Below are 18253 nucleotides of genomic sequence, written 5' to 3' on the forward strand. Positions count from 1 at the left end.
TGATAACCAAGCTTAAAGGGGATTTTTTGTAATAAAAGGCCTTGTTTTATTCCAGTAAATGTAAGTTTATAAAGTTAAATTTCTTGTTGACTTTGTTTGCAGTCGCTTTTTTCTATTCATTTTTTGTCGTTTTTCCGGCTATATTAGGACAAATGTTACAAAAGCAACCCCCAAATTCCCTTTTATATTCCAATTACACAAAAAAACAGGAGCTGCTGCTCCTGTTTTTCACTTCTTTACTGCCCAATTATGATTGCAAGTTGCTTCAATAACTTTACGTTGGCTGATGTAATCTGCAATTAGTTCTGTCATGTCTGTTGTGATTTCCCTGACAACATTCTTTCCTTTGAACATTACGTAATCTCCTCCGCCAGCTGCCCGATAATTATTCATTACTACCTCATACATCTTATCTGCAATTACTGGGCTGCCTGTGATGGCCAATCCCTGTACACGGTCTCCTGCTTCACGACTGATATCCAATATGTAGTCGACGCCTTCCCACATGTCATAATTATAATGCTGGGGCTTCGGTTCCAGGAAGGAGCGGCTCACTTCAAGCTCACCTTCTTCATTTAAACTGAAGTAAGTGGCAGAAAGCTCGAGTGCCTGCTTCATATCTGCACCGGAAATCTCGATCACTTTCAGCGTATTTGGATAGATATAATTGGAGACGATATCCCGCATCGTAATATCCTGCGGAAAACCAGGCGACGCATTATGAAACAATGCTGTACTTGAAATATTCACATTTGCTGCATCCATCTGTACTTTATTGATGAATTCAATAAATGGAGTCTCCTTCACCCTCGTTTCAAATGCATCATGGATGATCATATCTCCATCTATTTTTCCTATCGGCTGGTCGAGCCATTTCTGTGTTTCCTCTTCATAGGAAGAAACTAGTCTCAAAATTGTTTCATCAGGCTCGATATCATTCGTAATCGTATGCAGCTTTGCCTCTGTGGTGACACGTTTTCTACTATTATGTACGTGTTCTACAGCAATCGAGACTTCTCCAAGGAATGCACCATTGGAACCTGGCTGCACAACGGTCACATCATTCACCTTTTCTGCAAGTGAACGATGCTGATGCCCGGTGACCAAAATATCAATTCCTTCTATTGAATGGCAAATTTCGTAGCCAACATTTTCACCAGTGAGTGATTCTGTCGGCTCTCCTGTATCAAGGTCCCGTTCAAAACCGCCGTGATAAGCAACAATCAGGACATCCGGCTGTTCTTTCTCCCGCACTTCCTTCACCCATCGTCTCGTCGATTCCAGGACATGCTCAAAAGCAAGCCCATCAATGTGATTTGGATCCTCCCAGTTTGGAATGAAATGAGTAGTGACACCAATGACCGCCAGTTTCACGCCATCAATCTGCTTGATTTCATATGGTCTGCCAAATACAGGTTCCTTTTTCGTTTCATCAAGGATATTGCCGCAAAGATAAGGAAATTCCGCAAGCTGAATTGCTGACTGCAGATACGGCATGCCATAGTTGAATTCATGATTGCCTATTACTGCCGCATCATACTTGAGCTCATTCATGCAGCGAATCAAAGGATTATCTTTATCTGCTTGGTATTTAGCATGATGATATGTCAGCGGTGTCCCTTGTATCATATCCCCATTATCAAGAAGCAGAACATGCTTCTTTTCTTCTCTTATTCTCTTAATCAAGGTAGCGACCCGTGCCAGTCCCTGGGGAGCTGGTTCATGATCCCGGTATGTAGTAGGAAAGATATTTCCATGCACATCACTAGTGACTAGCATGGTGATATTTGTCACTTTTTCAGACATACTTTTGATTCCTCCGACCTCTTTTTCAGAATTAAAACAGTTTTTGCTATTATCTATCATAACATGCCAAAACTATCTTTACATTCTTATTACAGTAAGTTAACATAAACTGGAACAAGTCGTGATATAGTTGTTCATGCAGTGCAAATTAAACAATTTTTGGGGGTATATCATGTTTAAGAAAATTGCAGGTGTTGGCGCGACTCTATTTCTTGCAGCAGGGTTGCTAAGTGCGTGCGGATCAGACGATTCCAGCGCAGAAGGCGGCAGCAACGGAGATTTGAAAGAATTGCGTGTGCAGTTCGTTCCTTCTCAGAATGCAGAAACACTTGAGGCAAAAGCAGAGCCGCTTGCAGATCTTCTCGAAGAAGAACTGGACATTCCTGTTGAAGTAAGTGTATCTACTAACTACAACACTATCATTGAGGCAATGGCTTCCGGCCAAGTAGATGTCGGTTTCCTACCGCCTACAGCATATGTATTGGCACATGACAAAGGTGCTGCAGATGTTATCCTTCAGTCCCAGCGTTACGGTGTCAATCCAGAAGACGGTTCGCCAACTGATGAATTAGTAGATTTCTACTTAGCACAATTCGTCGTGAAGAGCGATTCTGGTATTGATTCTCTTGAAGATTTGAAAGACAAGACGATTGCCGTTCAGGATGTAACATCCTCTGCAGGTTATGTATGGCCTGCCGGCGCACTTGATGCTGCTGGTTTGGACATTCAGTCCGACTTGACTCCAACGACTGTAAAAGGTCATGATGCTGGTATCATCAGCGTATTGAATGGCGACACAGATGCTGCTGTAACATTCCAGGATGCACGTAACGTCGTTAAAGCTGACTACCCAACTGTATTCGAGGATACAAAAGTAATTGCTACTACTGAAAAGATCCCGAATGATACAATCGCAGTCACTCCTGAAATCAATGACGAGTGGAAAGAAAAAATCACTGACGCCTTCATCAACATCGGTAAAGATCCGGAAGGTTTGGAAATCATCCGCGATGTTTACACACATGAAGGTTACGTAAAATCTGATGACAGTAAATTCGAAGTTGTTCGCGAGTATTCCGAAAAATTCGCACAAGAATAATTGAATAATCAAGCTTTCAATCCAGCCAGCCTGAGATTTCCTTAGACTGGCTGGGCTTTTGTCTGTATGTATATCTTTTCTTAACCGTATTTTTTCTGCTTTACTATTAAACTACATAAAAAGGTTGGTATAGAAAGTGATAGAATTTCGCAACGTTTCGAAAACATATCCGAATGGCGTCAAAGGTTTGAAAAACATCAACTTGACTATCGAAAAAGGCGAGTTTATTGTCATTGTTGGTCTTTCCGGTGCCGGTAAGTCTACATTGCTACGCTCGATTAATAGATTGCATGAAATTTCCGAAGGCGAAATCATGATTGATAATGAATCCATTACAGCTGCAAAAGGAAAGAATTTGCGTCATATACGCCGTGATATCGGTATGATTTTCCAAAACTTCAATCTCGTTAAACGTTCCACTGTTCTGCGGAACGTACTTTCCGGCCGTGTCGCTTACCATTCTACTCTAAGAACTGTTTTCGGCTTATTCCCAAAAGAAGATGTCAACTTAGCCCTTAATGCTCTGGATCGTGTAAATATCATCGATAAAGCGTACACTCGCTCGGATCAGCTTTCTGGCGGACAGCAGCAGCGTGTGTCGATTGCCAGAGCTTTGGCACAGGAAGCTAAAATAATCCTTGCTGATGAACCAGTGGCTTCCCTTGATCCGCTGACAACAAAACAAGTAATGGATGATTTGAAAAAGATCAACCAAGAGCTTGGCATCACGACTGTTGTCAACCTTCACTTCATTGATATTGCGCGTCAATATGCAACACGCATTATCGGTTTGAATGCAGGCGAAGTCGTGTTCGACGGACCAGTAGAAGAAGCGACTGATGAGAAATTCCAGGAAATTTACGGACAGCAGCTGGAAAAAGAACAGCAGCGAGGGCCAATTGGAGCGGGTACCGAATGAGTCAGCCTCCGAAGAAGACGATTCCGAAACCGCCTACCAGAATTAAGCATTATCTGACAGCGGCAATCGTACTTGCCCTGCTTGCCTTAAGTTATATTCAGACTGGCTCCAGCTTCATGGATTTGATTACGAACCGTGATCAAATGGCCAGCCTTATCGTCGATATGTTCCCGCCAGACTGGGCTTATTTTGAAAACATCATCGAACCGATGCTCGAGACGATCCGTATGGCTGTCATCGGGACAACATTCGGAGCTATCATCTCCGTACCAGTAATATTGCTCTGTGCCAATAACGTAAACCGGATACCTTGGATCTCTTATCCGGCGCGATTTGTACTGAACTTGATCAGAACAGTCCCAGAACTATTGCTCGCTGCAATCTTCGTAGCAATTTTTGGTTTAGGCATGATTCCTGGTATCTTCGCTCTGACAATCTTCTCCGTGGGGATTATCGCAAAATTGACATATGAATCTGTCGAAGGAATCGACAAGGGACCTATGGAAGCCATGACAGCGGTTGGTGCGAATAAAGTACAGTGGATCACTTTCGCTATCATCCCGCAAGCTGCTGCCTATTTCGTATCGTATGTGCTGTATACATTCGAGGTAAATATCCGTGCCGCTGCCATCCTTGGCCTTGTAGGAGCTGGTGGTATCGGTCTTTACTACGACAGCAACCTTGGTTTCTTGAATTATCCACGTGTCAATACCCTGATCATTGCGACACTTGTCGTTGTGTTGATCATCGATTATGTGAGTAACAAACTACGGGAGAAATTACTATGAGCCAATTACCTACACATACTGTCGATAAACCGAAAGGCCGCGGTAAAAAGGTCTTCAACCGTGTGTTGATCCTAGTTATCCTGGCTGCCATCTATGTTTGGGCTTTTTCTGGGATAGAAGAATTTGAAATCAAGGAAACTGCCGGTCAGATTTCCAAGGCGATTTTCGATGGTATCATCCATCCGGACTGGGCATTCGTCAATGAAGAGGAAGGCCTTATCTTCGGATTGATCGATACACTTGCCATCTCCATCCTTGGTACGTTCATTTCTGCTATTCTTACGATACCATTCGGTTTCTGGGCCGCGAGCCGCCGTGATAAATCCGGCTTCTTCGTTACTGGCCTGGGCCGATTCGTACTTAGCTTCATCCGGGTATTCCCAGAGGTTGTCCTGGCGATTATCTTCATTAAAGCAGTCGGTCCTGGATCATTTGCCGGGGTACTTGCCTTGGGTCTGCACTCCATCGGGATGCTCGGTAAACTATTTGCTGAGGAAGTAGAAGCGATCGATCATGGACCACGTGAAGCCTTGATCGCAACAGGTGCTAATCGTATCCAAGTACTTGTCTATTCTGTATTGCCGCAAGTACTGCCTGGTTTCATCTCCTATACACTCTATCGTTTCGAACTGAATGTCCGTGGAGCTTCCATCCTCGGTATTATCGGCGCAGGTGGTATCGGAGCACCGCTTATCTTCGCTTTGACTTCCCGTAACTGGCCGCGAGTTGGCGTCATTTTGCTTGGTATCATTATATTGGTATCCGTTATTGACTTAATCTCCGGCTATTTACGTAAAAAGATCGTATAAAGAAAACAGCGATTCTGCTTTAGACAGAATCGCTGTTTTTTAGTTCAATACAGTTGTACGTTCGCTTGCAGGCACTCTTGGCTTCACTTTCGGTTCTTTCCCGATAAATCCGACTTGCAGGAGCCCAATATTACGCTCCCCTGGTCTGATTTGCAGTAATTCCCTCGCATCTGCATTCTCAAGCAATGCATTAGTCTTCCATATCGTTCCGATACCTTTTTCCCAAGCAAGCAGACTGAAATTCTGGATCAGCATACTGGCAGAAGCATAATCTTCTTCCCGGAATTTCATTTGTATATTTTCCTCTAGTACGACCGCAATCCAAAGCGGAACATCGGTGATCTTCCTTCTTAGCGCCTCTGCTTTTTTCTCTTTCTCTTCAGCAGTTGCGGCACCCTTCGCACCTTGCTTTGCGTTGATGTCCCCAAGCTTTTGTTTCGTCTCGCCATCAATCAGGATGAAACGCCAAGGCTGTGTCATCTTATGATTTGGCACCCAAACTGCTATATCAAGTAATTTCTGTATTTCCTCGTAAGAGATCTTTTTACTCGTATCATAATTCGTTATGGATCTTCTGTCCTTAATCAGCTGCTCCAATTGCATCTGTCTCACTCCTCTTCCCATCTCCGTGCTTTTCTTTAATTGAAAATCATTATCAATATCATATCTGAATATTCCATACACTGTCAATGCGCGAGTAATTTGGAAAAAATCTTACTTTTTTATGAAACTTTTTGGATAACGCTTGAACAGACACCTATTTTGTGACAATATAAATGATAACGAATCTCATTCTCACACCATTGAGAAGAGGAAAGGGGTACCAGTAATGGGACGTTTACAGACGGAATTACTTGAAGTAGCCTATGGAGATAAATCAATCGTAAAAGATTTGACTATAGAAATTCCTAAAGGAAAGATTACAGCTCTTGTCGGAGCGAATGGTTCTGGTAAGTCTACTATACTTAAAACTATGGCGCGTGTCATGAAGCCGAAGAACGGCACGGTACTATTGGACGGGAAAAGCATTCATAAACAGTCAACGAAAACGGTCGCGAAGCAGCTTGCCATCCTCCCACAGAATCCAGTTGCACCAGAAGGTTTGACAGTAGCTGAGCTTGTTGCATACGGGCGCTACCCTCATCAAAAAGGGTTCGGCACCCTGACTCCTTATGATAAGGAAGTAATCAATTGGGCAATTGAAGTGACTGCGATGGAGGATTTTGCACAGCGTGCAGTCGATCAGCTTTCTGGCGGACAGCGTCAGCGCGCATGGATTGCGATGGCACTGGCACAGGAAACAGAGACGCTCTTCCTTGATGAGCCGACAACATTCCTGGATATGGCGCATCAGCTGGAAGTGCTTATGCTATTGCATAAACTGAATCGTGAAGAGAACCGCACAATCGTCATGGTTGTACACGATCTTAATCATGCTACACGCTATGCAGATCATATGATTGCTATAAAAAAAGGACGGGTAATTTGCGAAGGTTCGCCTGCTGACACGGTTACCGCAGAGAACTTGCGTGAGGTGTTCAATATTGAGGCAGATGTGATTATCGACCCGCGTACAGGAGTGCCTCTCTGCTTGCCTTATAATATTCTCGGAAGTACAGCGCCTGTTGAACCAGAACCTATGATGGAGAAGACTTTAGCATGAATAAAACGCGTTGCAGCTATATGCAACGCGTTTTATTTTATTTGCTCATTTTCCATTTGTCTTGTTGCCCTGATAAACGCAACTGCCCCGCTTATCTCCTTTTCAGACAGCTTCCTCTGATCGACTGACAGTTCTGCATTCCCCCGATTCGTCAGTTCCATTTTCTTATCAAAATGACGTCCCAATAAATCGTCACAGCTAGTGTCAAATAGATCTGCCAGCATTATCAATGCTTCGAATGACGGACGCCGATATCCGGATTCATAGCCTGCATATGTGCTTTTTGCTATACCGAGACGGTCTGCGGTATCTTGCAAAGACCAATTTTTCTTTTTTCTTAATTCTGATAACCGATCCAGATTCATCCTACTTCCCCCGCTCTTTTTCCTTCCTATTATTATAGCATCGTTTCGTACGCGATACGAATAATATATTCTTGATTAACCCTAGTTGCTTCTCTATAATTAGGTGTAAAGTACGCAATTAGCGAATTATATTAGAGATAGATAGAAGAGGTGCAGGGAATGAAGAAGCTACTACTACTTACCACCGGCGGCACCATTGCATCAGTCGAAGGAGCAAACGGCCTATCACCGGCTGTAGATGCGAATGAATTGTTAAGCTATGTTTCCAATATGGATAATGATTATACAATGGAAACGATCTCGCTTATGAATCTGGACAGTACGAATATGCAGCCGGAAGATTGGGTGACAATGGCAGAGGCAGTCAAAGAACATTATGATGCTTACGATGGCTTTGTCATCACACACGGAACCGACACGATGGCTTATACAGCAGCAGCTCTGTCTTATATGCTGCAAAACGCGGACAAACCGATTGTGATCACCGGGTCGCAAATTCCGATAACGTTCCAAAAAACAGACGCCAAGAAGAATATCAAGGATGCAATCCGCTTTGCTTGTGAGGAAGTCGGCGGTGTCTATGTTGTATTTGATGGACGCGTCATTCAAGGAACACGGGCGATCAAGCTGCGGACGAAGAGCTATGATGCATTTGAAAGCATCAATTACCCCTACATCGCCTTCATCCATGAAGATGAGGTCGAATATAATAAAAAAATTCAAAGCGAAAAACTCCCGTTTACCGTTGATACTTCCCTCTGTACTGATGTACTCTTATTAAGGCTGTATCCGGGCCTGAAGCCCGAGATGTTAGATGCTATAGGAAGCATGTATAAAGGAATTGTAATCGAGAGCTATGGCAGCGGCGGCATTCCATTCGAAGGACGCGACCTTCTGCAAAAGATAAACGAATTGGTGGAAAGAGGCATTATCGTCGTCATCACGACGCAATGCCTGGAAGAAGGCGAAGACATGAGTATTTACGAAGTCGGCAGGCGTATCAACCAGGAGCTGGTTACTCGCTCCAGCAATATGAACACCGAGGCAATCGTACCTAAACTCATGTGGGCACTAGGCCAATCCACTGATCCCAAAGAAGTCAAACGTATGATGGAAACGCCGATCGCTGAAGATATTACTATATGGCCCTCTTAAATAAGTGAAAAGGAAGGTTCAGGTCATGGCAGACTTACAAGAGAACTATCGGATTGAGAAAGACTTTCTCGGAGAAAAACAAATTGCAAAAGATGCGTATTACGGAATTCAGACGCTTCGTGCGTCAGAGAATTTTCCGATAACGGGTTACCGAATCCATGAAGAAATGATCAAAGCACTTGGTATCGTAAAAAAATCAGCTGCTCTTGCAAATATGGACGTAAAACGTTTATATGAAGGGCTTGGCAATGCTATTGTTCAAGCATCAGATGAACTGATAAACGGTCAATGGCATGATCAATTCATTGTGGATCCAATTCAAGGCGGTGCTGGCACCTCTATCAATATGAATGCGAATGAAGTCATTACGAACCGCGCCCTGGAGATCCTTGGTCATGAAAAAGGCGATTATCAGCATTTAAGCCCTAATACGCACGTGAATATGTCTCAGTCAACTAACGATGTGTTTCCGACAGCAATCCACATATCCACGTTGAACATGCTCGAAAGATTGCTCGATACGATGGAATATATGCAAGGGGAATTCAAGAAGAAAGCCAGTCAGTTCGATTCTGTCATCAAAATGGGCCGTACGCATTTACAGGATGCAGTGCCAATTCGCTTAGGACAGGAGTTCGAAGCTTACAGCCGTGTGCTGGAAAGGGATATCAAACGGATCAAGCAGTCACGCCAGCATCTGTATGAGGTCAATATGGGTGCAACAGCCGTTGGTACAGGATTGAACGCAAATCCGAAATATATCGAACATGTAGTTGAACATTTGGCTGCCAACAGCGGTCTGCCGCTCGTCACTGCTGAAAATCTTGTGGATGCAACACAGAATACAGATGCCTATACCGAGGTATCCGCAGCTCTGAAGGTTTGTATGATGAACATGTCCAAAATTGCGAATGATCTTCGCTTGATGGCTTCTGGCCCAAGAGCGGGACTGAATGAAATCAACTTGCCAGCACGCCAGCCAGGTTCATCCATCATGCCAGGAAAAGTGAATCCTGTCATGGCTGAGATGATCAACCAGATTGCATTCCAAGTAATCGGCAATGATAACACGATTTGCTTGGCATCCGAAGCGGGACAGCTCGAATTGAATGTGATGGAACCTGTACTTGTGTTCAACCTATTGCAGTCCATCAGCATCATGAATAACGGCTTCCGTTCCTTCACAGACAACTGTCTGATTGGCATTGAAGCAAATGAAGCTTTATTGAAGGAATATGTAGATAAAAGTGTTGGTTTGCTAACAGCAGTCAACCCGCATTTAGGCTATGAAGTTGCTGCACGGATTGCACGTGAAGCGATCCTTACTGGTAAATCTATCCGTGAACTTTGCCTCCAATATGATGTCTTAACCGAAGAAGAGCTTGATATTATTCTAAATCCTTTCGAAATGACCAAACCGGGTATTGCAGGTGAGGAGCTTTTTGATAGATAATAGAAAAATGTGCATGCGGCCTATTTCTTTAAAAAAATAGGTCACAGAGCGCATGTTTATCCGTTTCTATTTGTAAGCGGGTTCACTATTATTTTTAGGAGGACTGGTTTTGAAAGAAGCAAGATTACCATCAATTACCGAGATTATCATCATACTAGGGATTTTTCTAGCGCTAGTATTATCTTTTACAGTCTATCTTGACCTGCCAATCCAATTGGCTCTTTTCATCTCCTGGTTTGTCGTTATCATTTTAGGTATTCGGCTGGGACACCAGTATCAGGATTTACAAAAATCCATCATGGGCGGCATATCGAATGGCTTGGAGGCAATCTTGATCCTAGTTGCAGTAGGTGCACTGATCGGTTCATGGATTGCAGGCGGGGTCGTACCGACCTTGATTTACTATGGCCTTGAATTCATTCATCCGAGCATTTTCTTGCTTGCAACCTTGATCATCTGTTCGATCATGTCTGTTGCCACGGGAACATCTTGGGGAACAGCTGGTACAGCAGGTATCGCCATGATGGCTATTGGCGAAGGACTTGGAATGCCGCTGCCGCTTGTAGCCGGAGCAGTACTGTCCGGATCTTATTTCGGGGATAAGCTCTCCCCTTTGTCTGATAGTACGGTGCTTGCTGCCTCTCTCTCCAAGGTAGATGTATTGGAACATGTTCGAGCTATGCTGTTCCTGTCACTGCCAGCGTTCGTCATCACGGCTATTCTTTTTACAGGGGCTGGATTCCTCTATGCTGGTGATGATATTGACCAAGCAAGGGTTGATTCACTCAAGGCTGCTTTGTTAGATAACTTTGATATCAGCATCCTTATGCTGATCCCAGCGATAGCTGTGCTTGTTTTACTGGCCATGAAGAAACCATCCTTGCCAGTAATCGCTACTGGTGCCCTGCTGGGCGCGATTTGGGCAACATTATTCCAGGGATTGAATTTCACAGAAGCTCTTGGCACTGCTTATAATGGCTTCTCAATAGACACAGGTGTGAACTTCATTGATGGCATCCTCAACCGAGGCGGCGTCATGGGTATGCTCGACACACTGATGGTCATCATCTTCGGTCTTGGTTTCGGTGGATTACTGGAGAAGCTTGGCGTCCTGCAGGTTATCGTTTCCACTTTCGAAAAGAAACTTGTATCAGCAGGCAATACGACAGTCGCTACACTTATAGTCGCATTCCTTGGTAATGTACTAGGCTGTGCCATGTATGTTGCCTTGATCCTAACACCAAAAATGATGGAAAAAACGTACGACAAACAGCAGCTTGATCGTCGTGTTCTGTCCCGTAACACAGAAGTCGGCGGTACATTGACATCCGGTATGGTACCTTGGTCAGACAATGGCATATACATGGCTGGTATTCTTGGCGTTTCTACGTTCTCCTATCTGCCTTTCATGTGGCTGAGCTTTGTGGCAATCGGACTAGCTGTCATCTACGGTTACACTGGAAAGTTCATCTGGTACAACAAAGAAAAAATAGCTCCTGAAAGCTAAAAAAAGACCTTCAAGCACTCATTGCTTGAAGGTCTTTTTGCATTACCAGCGCCAAAACAGGTTCTTCACCCAATTCCACACAGTTCCGATAATGTCTTTGACAATGTCCACAATCGGATGATACGGTTTGTCATCTTCATCTGGCTGTTCCGGTTCAGCAGGAGGCTGTTCCGGGTCTACCGGCGGCTCCTCTGGATCTGCAGGAGGCTCAGTTGGTGTATCGCCGCTCACTTCGGAAATGCGCCCCTCTGCTTCATAGCTGATAGGTTCCATTTCAAAGCTGCGCACATATTCCACAGTTGCCTCCAAATCCTCTGGTCCCATTACCGGATTACGGCCTAGTTCGCTGATCGGACGATATTTATCTCCCAGTGATGTACCCATGAAGTTATTCACTGTCAGCGTGTAGACTTTATCTTCGATAATAGGTGACCCATCAGGAAGCTTAATGTCCACAACCTGATTTGTTTCTCCATTCCATGTATACGTAAAGCCGCTTATGCTGTAATCCGGACCATAAGAAGTGATCTGGGCATTCAATATAGGTTCCAAATCAGCTCCATCGATTTCGAATGTCATAAGTGTATTATTGAAAGGCTGGATATTGAAAAGCTCACCCCAAGTGATATCACCTTCCAGTAAGTCATCCCTGATTCCTCCGCCATTCATCATAGCAAAGTCACTATCCATTGCATGATTCATGCCATCAGCAAGCAGGTTGCCAAGTGCATTATCGCCTATTTCTCCTTTTACAGCATAACCGCCGGTCATTGTATTAGCTGCGACACCTACAACTTCGTTCATGATTGGTGCCACTTCATCTGCATATTTTGCCAATATAGCTCCGACTGCAGGATCCGGTGAATAGGCGGCTTGATCTGCCCAGACAATTTCGGCTTTCTTGGATACAATATCACCAGTTTCGCGATCAATCTCCACATCCACATCAGAGAAGGCTTTGCCATATTCAGATGCTTGAACGATAAGCTTATTATCTACTGTCGCATTAACAACAGCATGGTTATGGGCTGCGAAGATAATATCGACCTCGTCGTCTACCGCGTTCGCCATGTCAGCTGCATCTCCTGTAGCGCTGTCTCCACTCTGCTCAGCTGGCATATGGGAAAGAACAACAATAGCCTTCACGCCTTGTTCCTTCAGTTCTGCTGTTGCTTTGTTGACTGCTTCCACTTCATCCGTAATGGTAATGTCCTGAATTCCTTCTGGCATAACCATACCAAGTGATGCTGTCGTATTTACTCCGATGAATCCGATTTTTCCCCCGTCTACTTCCTGAATGCTGTAAGGAGGAAGAATCGTTTCGCCGCTGTCTTTGTATACACAGTTGGCGCAAAGTGTGGCAAAGTTTGTTCCATCATAGCCAGGAGTTCCATTCGGATGCTCCCCGCCTTCCACAATACGCAGCAACTCTTCTGTACCTTCATCCAGTTCATGGTTGCCGATTGTACCCACATCAAAACCCATCGCTTCCATGATCTCGATTGTCGGCTCATCCTGAAGCAAAGCTGATACAGGTGAGCTGCCGCCGATCATGTCTCCTGCATGCACCAGCAGACTATTTGGATTTTCCGCTTCCCGCTGTTTGATAGCTGCAGCAGTATAATCCATACGGCCAAATGTACCATCCATTGTACCATCTTCGTTTGTATCAAGTTCATATTGCTGATCAATCTTACCATGAAGGTCATTCATCCCAAGCAGCTGTACAGCTAGGTTATCTTCATTTGCTGGAGGCTCTGTGCCCTCAGCTGCAGTATAACCTTCTGCAATCGCATCTTCTTCTGTCCAGAAGAAAATACGCTTATCCACCGGAATGGATTCCCATTCTGCTGGAACTACATATTCCTTTGTATCCGAGTTTCCAACATATTTATCCAAACCGCCGCCATCATAGCGGGCCCTGAATTCAAATGGCAGTTCCTCCAGAGGCGATTCAGGGTTCCAGATACCTTTTTCCTGCTCTTTCGCTTCTCTTACAGATTGCTGATACGTCTCATACTCCTCCGGTTCCCCGATTGGAGAGATGAAATAGGTGACTGCCAGCCCTTCTTTCACCAATTCGAGGTTCATATTTTCGCCTTCATCTGTGATCACTTGTGCCAGTAAACGCCCATAATTATCTGTTGGCTCTTCTCCTACTATAAGTGTGATTTCTTCACCTGCAGAGAGCTTGGATTTCAAGTAATCAGATGCAGCTTTTCCGTGATCCAGCTGGTTCTGATCCAAATCATTCTTGACTGAGTGGAATGTCTCCGGTGTATCCGCATTTACAAAGCGTACACGATCCGATCCCAAAACAGGATCTTGGAGGCGAATTGTATCTCCGTCAGTTACAGATTCCACAACTGCTTTGTACGTGCCTTCTGTTTGAGGCGCTTCTGGTTGTTCTGCTGCTACTTGCATATCCTCTTGCTTACGAGGCAGGACTTGATAGCTGTCGTATTGGCTCAGGATACCGGTAACGGTGTACCACTTTCCTTCTTCAATCGTCGAGATATCCAAAGCAGATTCCATGATACGCAATGTAACAGATTCATAGTCCTCATTGATGAACTGGACATTATAGCCGCCGCCAGCCGGGCTATCCGGAATATCTTTGATATAGCCGTTCACCTGGACCAGCTCTCCTTCAGCTGGTTCGGCTGTTGCTTCATCCTGAAGCTGACTGATTGTCATATCTTCAGCCGAAGGTAATTCATTATCAGCAGAAACGATAGTGATACCATCTGCTGCTGGTTCTATTTCCGTCAATCCTTTATAGCTTGTAATCTCTCCTGTAACGCGGATAAGGTCGCCTTCCTTGATGTCAGGGAAAGCAGCTGCATCACTATGATAGATATTGATACCCGCTGTATCGTCCTGCAGGAATGTTGATAATTTCCCTCCGCCGATACTTGCATTATCTGCTGTAGCAATGCCTTTTACTGTTACCGTTTCACCAGTCTTAGCCTTCACATCGGCGATCGGCTGAACTGTGCCTGCTTCCGGCTCTTCTTCAGGAACTTCACCTGGCTGCCCTTGTCCGTGAGAGCCGAGTGTATCGAATGTATCTTTGCCCGTCACTTCCCACTGCTGTGAAACGAAGACTGTGCTGCCTTCAGTTACATCAGCAGTTCGGATGAGCCCGATATCCTTGGCTGTGTCCTGATCATTCCCGATCTCGCCAACCACGTCCAAAACGATACCATCCTGCTGGAGAGCTACTGCATCATTTCCATTGAAATTAATGACACTTCCATTCGTCAGATCCGCTGCTGCAAGCAATGCTTCGCTGGCACGCGGGTTGGCAATCACATATGTATCACCAGATTCCAATGTTCCCGACAAAGTCAGGGAAGCAGTTGCTTCCGTATTTCCGTTAAAATATCCTGAAAGCTCAAATTGACTAAGATCAATTGGCTCGTTTGTCGGATTATAAAGTTCAATCGCCTTATTGTAAGAACTTCCTTCTACGTATTCCGATAGAATCGGTGCCATAACACGTTCTGCAGCCTGTGTACCGGCTGGGAAGCTCGGCAAAATCCCGGAACAAATAAGAGTGACTATTGCAAAAACAGATACGATCCTCTTGCCCATCTACATGATTCCCCCAAAATATTAGTAAGTTCGGCAAATACTGGCGAACTCCGTCATTTACCATACTAGCGGGAATGCGGTTTTCCTGATATAGGAGGATAGTTTTGATTCTGGTTAATTTTCTGTAAAGCAACCGGGATTTTTGGAGCAAAAATAAAAAAAGCAGCCGAAGCTGCTTTTTAGCGTAGTGGATAGGCATCCATATAGGCTTTGGCTGCACGAAGCACACGTGCATCCTGGAATCGGTTAGCAGCCAGCTGCATGCCGATCGGCAAGCGCCCTTGTGAAAGTCCTGCCGGCACGGAAGCGGCCGGAAGACCAGTAACATTGTACGCATGTGTCATCATCCAGTCTGCATCCTCCTTTACTTGCTGTCCATCAATGACAGACGGACCTAACAAATGATAGTCGAATGCAGGAACCGCTAGTGTCGGTGACAGCACTAAATCATAATCCTGGAGTACCGTCTGCAGTCTATTCCAGACTGTCGAACGATTTCTTTCATACGCACGATAATCGGAAGCCATCAATGGCTTGCCTTTTTCGATCATATCGCGGTAGGAATCAGAAACCCATTCCGGATTGTTTTCAAGCAATTTTGCGCTTCCTGCTGCTGAAGACGCATACCACATGCTCGTAAAGAATCCATTGAATTCATGTCTATCCATATCAAAATTAAGATCTACTGTCTCAATGGACATTCCGAGCGCCTGCCAATTATCGAATGTTGCTTCCACAACGCTTCTTACTTCCGGGTCAACAGCATACATGCCAAAATCCGGAGTATAGGCAATACGCAAACCTTGGGCTTGTTCCTCTAAATAGGATGAGCCGATATGACTGTCTAAAAGCGGCAGACTGAATGGATCTGTCGTGGAAGGGCCCTGGACTGCCTCAAGGAAAAGCGCACTGTCATCAGGATGATTCGAGAGCGGTCCATGATTGACGAACGGAGAACTTGATCCGAATACATTCCCCAGATTGTTATCCATCGGAATACGACCGTATGTCGGCTTAAAACCGAATACGCCGCATAAGCTTGCCGGAATACGGATGGAGCCTCCCCCATCGCTTCCTTCTGCCAGCGGCACCATTCCTGCAGCAACGGCAGCGGCAGCCCCGCCACTGGATCCCCCAGCTGTTTTGGAATGATCCCAGGGATTCACAGTCGCACCAAATACCATATTATCTGTCGTGCCTTTATGACCAAATTCAGGTGTGTTCGTCTTACCCATGATCAGAGCACCTGCTTGACGGAGACGCTTAACGATTGTAGCGTCCCTGTCAGCAATGTGATCCTTATACGCTGGTGAGCCAAAAGTGGTACGCATCCCTTTTACCGGTGTGAGATCTTTGATCCCTACTGGAATACCATGCAGCAGGCCTGTCTCCTCCCCGCGCATGACTGCCGCTTCTGCCTCTTTCGCTTCGGCAAGCAGCTTATCATTCATGGTAACGAATGCATTGATCTCACCGTTTTTACGCTCTGTTTGAGCCAAATAATAGGCAGCAACCTCAACAGGAGAAATTTCCTTGCTTTTAATAGCTGTTACTAATTCACGTACTGATTTGCCTTCCACTTTCATCGCCCCTTTTTATCCTCTACACGTATCATAACGCTAGCTTGTCCCGCGTTCAACCGTCAGAGGACCATAGCGGCAATCCAGCCGAGTGCGATAACAGGGAGATTGTAGTGCAGGAACGTCGGAACAACGGTATCCCACATGTGATCATGCTGACCATCAGCATTTAATCCGGATGTCGGTCCAAGTGTACTATCAGAAGCAGGCGATCCTGCATCACCAAGTGCACCTGCTGTACCAACCAATGCAATGATAGCCATTGGACTGAAACCTAACTCAACTGCCAACGGTACAAAAATAGTTGCAATTACCGGTACCGTTGAGAAGGAAGAACCTATTCCCATCGTGACAAGTAAACCTACGACAAGCATCAGCAAGGCACCAAGCGCCTGACTGCCGTTGATGGCAGCTGCTGCATCTTTAACCAAGGATTCCACATCACCCGTAGCTCCGATAACACTGGAAAAGCCGGAAGCTGCGATCATAACAAAACCGATGAATGCCATCAGCCGCATCCCATTAGTTAAAATCGTATCTGCTTCTTTCCATTTCACCGTTCTTGTAATATAAAGCACGATTATACCGGCTAATGCGCCGAATACCATGGAATCAGTCCAAATTTGAACAGCTAATGCTGCAACAATAGCTGCGATAGAGAAAATCAATGCACTTGTTTTCAACTGCACATTTTTTTCTTTCACTTCATCCGCCACAGGCAAATCGATCTCTTGGTATGTCCTTGGCTTCCGATAAGAGAATAGCGCAATGATCAGGCCTACTACCATGCCAAGTGCAGGAATTATCATAGCCTTTGTCACTTGATCGGAGCTTACTTCCAAGCCGCTCGATGTCATATTCGTTGCTACGATATCATGGAATATTTGACCATAACCCGCCGGTATCAGCATATATGGTGTAACCAGACCAAATGTCAGAATGGTAGCCGTTAAGCGGCGGTCGATTTGCAATTCATTGAAGATTTTCAAAAGCGGCGGAATCAATAATGGTATAAATGCGATATGCACTGGAATCAAATTCTGCGAGAAGCAGGCCATGATCAGAATCAAGATAAGAATGAGTGCACGTGTACGCTTTTTAGCGTATGCGGTATCTTTGCTCCCGCTGATGGAGATGATTCCCCGCACCATGGCTTCCGGAAGTCCTGTACTAGCAATCGCAACGGCAAATCCGCCGAGCATCGCATAGCTCAAGGCAACATTCGCGCCTCCTCCTACACCATCTGTAAACGCTGTGAGCGTTCCATCTATTCCAAGCCCTCCGACTAATCCGCCGATCAGGGAGCCTAATATCAATGAAAAAACAACGTTAATTCGCAGCAAACTGAGAACCAGCACTGCAATAACTGCTATAACAACTGCATTCACTTCTAATTCCTCCATCGCTTTATTATGGTAAAGTATTAAAGTACAATAACAGATAATCTAACTTTTTGTCAATGAATCCAGGATAAATCGGAATATTCACGCCATAAGAAAAACCAGCATTTCT

The 18253-nt window shown here is 44.9% G+C and carries 14 protein-coding genes; 8 read left to right on the plus strand and 6 right to left on the minus strand.

From position 1 onward, the window contains the following. Nucleotides 1-228: 228 nt before the first annotated feature. On the minus strand, nt 229-1806 hold the full coding sequence (locus SFC25_RS16220) for a bifunctional metallophosphatase/5'-nucleotidase (protein ID WP_411216286.1): 1578 nt from the start codon (nt 1804-1806) through the stop codon (nt 229-231). A gap of 172 nt (nt 1807-1978) precedes the next feature. Between SFC25_RS16220 and SFC25_RS16225 the strand changes: the two genes are divergently transcribed. The 4 genes from SFC25_RS16225 (at nt 1979) to phnE (SFC25_RS16240) (ending at nt 5421) form a co-directional block, all read left to right on the plus strand. Further along, complete coding sequence (locus tag SFC25_RS16225; protein ID WP_411216287.1) at nt 1979-2905, plus strand: phosphate/phosphite/phosphonate ABC transporter substrate-binding protein; 927 nt, start codon at nt 1979-1981, stop codon at nt 2903-2905. Nucleotides 2906-3041: 136 nt separating this feature from the next. After that, a complete protein-coding gene (phnC, locus tag SFC25_RS16230) occupies nt 3042-3824 on the plus strand; it encodes a phosphonate ABC transporter ATP-binding protein (protein ID WP_095221099.1) in 783 nt (260 codons plus the stop codon). After that, nucleotides 3821-4612 (plus strand): phosphonate ABC transporter, permease protein PhnE, encoded by a 792-nt coding sequence (gene phnE, locus SFC25_RS16235; protein WP_411216288.1) that lies wholly within the window; start codon nt 3821-3823, stop codon nt 4610-4612. Before phnC ends, phnE (SFC25_RS16235) begins: the two co-directional genes overlap by 4 nt. Next, complete coding sequence (gene phnE, locus SFC25_RS16240; protein WP_411216289.1) at nt 4609-5421, plus strand: phosphonate ABC transporter, permease protein PhnE; 813 nt, start codon at nt 4609-4611, stop codon at nt 5419-5421. Before phnE (SFC25_RS16235) ends, phnE (SFC25_RS16240) begins: the two co-directional genes overlap by 4 nt. A 39-nt stretch (nt 5422-5460) precedes the next feature. Here the strand turns inward: phnE (SFC25_RS16240) and SFC25_RS16245 are convergent, their stop codons facing one another. Then, nucleotides 5461-6024, minus strand: coding sequence for a nitroreductase family protein (locus SFC25_RS16245; protein WP_411216290.1), 564 nt, complete (start codon nt 6022-6024; stop codon nt 5461-5463). Between the two features lie 226 nt (nt 6025-6250). Here SFC25_RS16245 and SFC25_RS16250 point away from each other — a divergent pair, with 226 nt between their 5' ends. Next, nucleotides 6251-7084, plus strand: a complete 834-nt coding sequence (locus SFC25_RS16250; protein WP_411216291.1) for an ABC transporter ATP-binding protein — start codon at nt 6251-6253, stop codon at nt 7082-7084. A 32-nt stretch (nt 7085-7116) separates the two neighbouring features. Here the strand turns inward: SFC25_RS16250 and SFC25_RS16255 are convergent, their stop codons facing one another. Continuing rightward, nucleotides 7117-7449, minus strand: coding sequence for a helix-turn-helix domain-containing protein (locus tag SFC25_RS16255; RefSeq protein ID WP_411216292.1), 333 nt, complete (start codon nt 7447-7449; stop codon nt 7117-7119). A 159-nt stretch (nt 7450-7608) separates the two neighbouring features. Between SFC25_RS16255 and SFC25_RS16260 the strand changes: the two genes are divergently transcribed. From SFC25_RS16260 to nhaC, 3 genes are all read left to right on the plus strand, one after another. Further along, nucleotides 7609-8604: an asparaginase gene (locus SFC25_RS16260; protein WP_411216293.1), complete on the plus strand. Its 996-nt coding sequence runs from the start codon at nt 7609-7611 to the stop codon at nt 8602-8604. A gap of 25 nt (nt 8605-8629) precedes the next feature. Next, the gene (gene aspA, locus SFC25_RS16265) at nt 8630-10057 is read left to right on the plus strand and encodes an aspartate ammonia-lyase (RefSeq protein WP_411216294.1); all 1428 of its coding nucleotides are present in this window, start codon (nt 8630-8632) and stop codon (nt 10055-10057) included. A 109-nt stretch (nt 10058-10166) separates the two neighbouring features. Beyond that, the gene (gene nhaC / locus SFC25_RS16270) at nt 10167-11564 is read left to right on the plus strand and encodes a Na+/H+ antiporter NhaC (protein ID WP_411216295.1); all 1398 of its coding nucleotides are present in this window, start codon (nt 10167-10169) and stop codon (nt 11562-11564) included. Between the two features lie 42 nt (nt 11565-11606). On the opposite strand, the gene SFC25_RS16275 is transcribed toward nhaC, so the two are convergent. From SFC25_RS16275 to SFC25_RS16285, 3 genes are all read right to left on the minus strand, one after another. Then, nucleotides 11607-15161, minus strand: a complete 3555-nt coding sequence (locus SFC25_RS16275; RefSeq protein WP_411216296.1) for a 5'-nucleotidase C-terminal domain-containing protein — start codon at nt 15159-15161, stop codon at nt 11607-11609. 179 nt (nt 15162-15340) lie between these two features. Further along, nucleotides 15341-16741: an amidase gene (locus tag SFC25_RS16280; protein ID WP_411216297.1), complete on the minus strand. Its 1401-nt coding sequence runs from the start codon at nt 16739-16741 to the stop codon at nt 15341-15343. 62 nt (nt 16742-16803) lie between these two features. Continuing rightward, nucleotides 16804-18129, minus strand: coding sequence for a Na+/H+ antiporter family protein (locus tag SFC25_RS16285; RefSeq protein WP_411216298.1), 1326 nt, complete (start codon nt 18127-18129; stop codon nt 16804-16806). Between the last annotated feature and the right edge of the window lie 124 nt (nt 18130-18253).

Source organism: Terribacillus saccharophilus (assembly GCF_046592595.1).
In the GTDB taxonomy this organism is placed as follows: Bacteria; Bacillota; Bacilli; order Bacillales; family Amphibacillaceae; genus Terribacillus; species Terribacillus saccharophilus_C.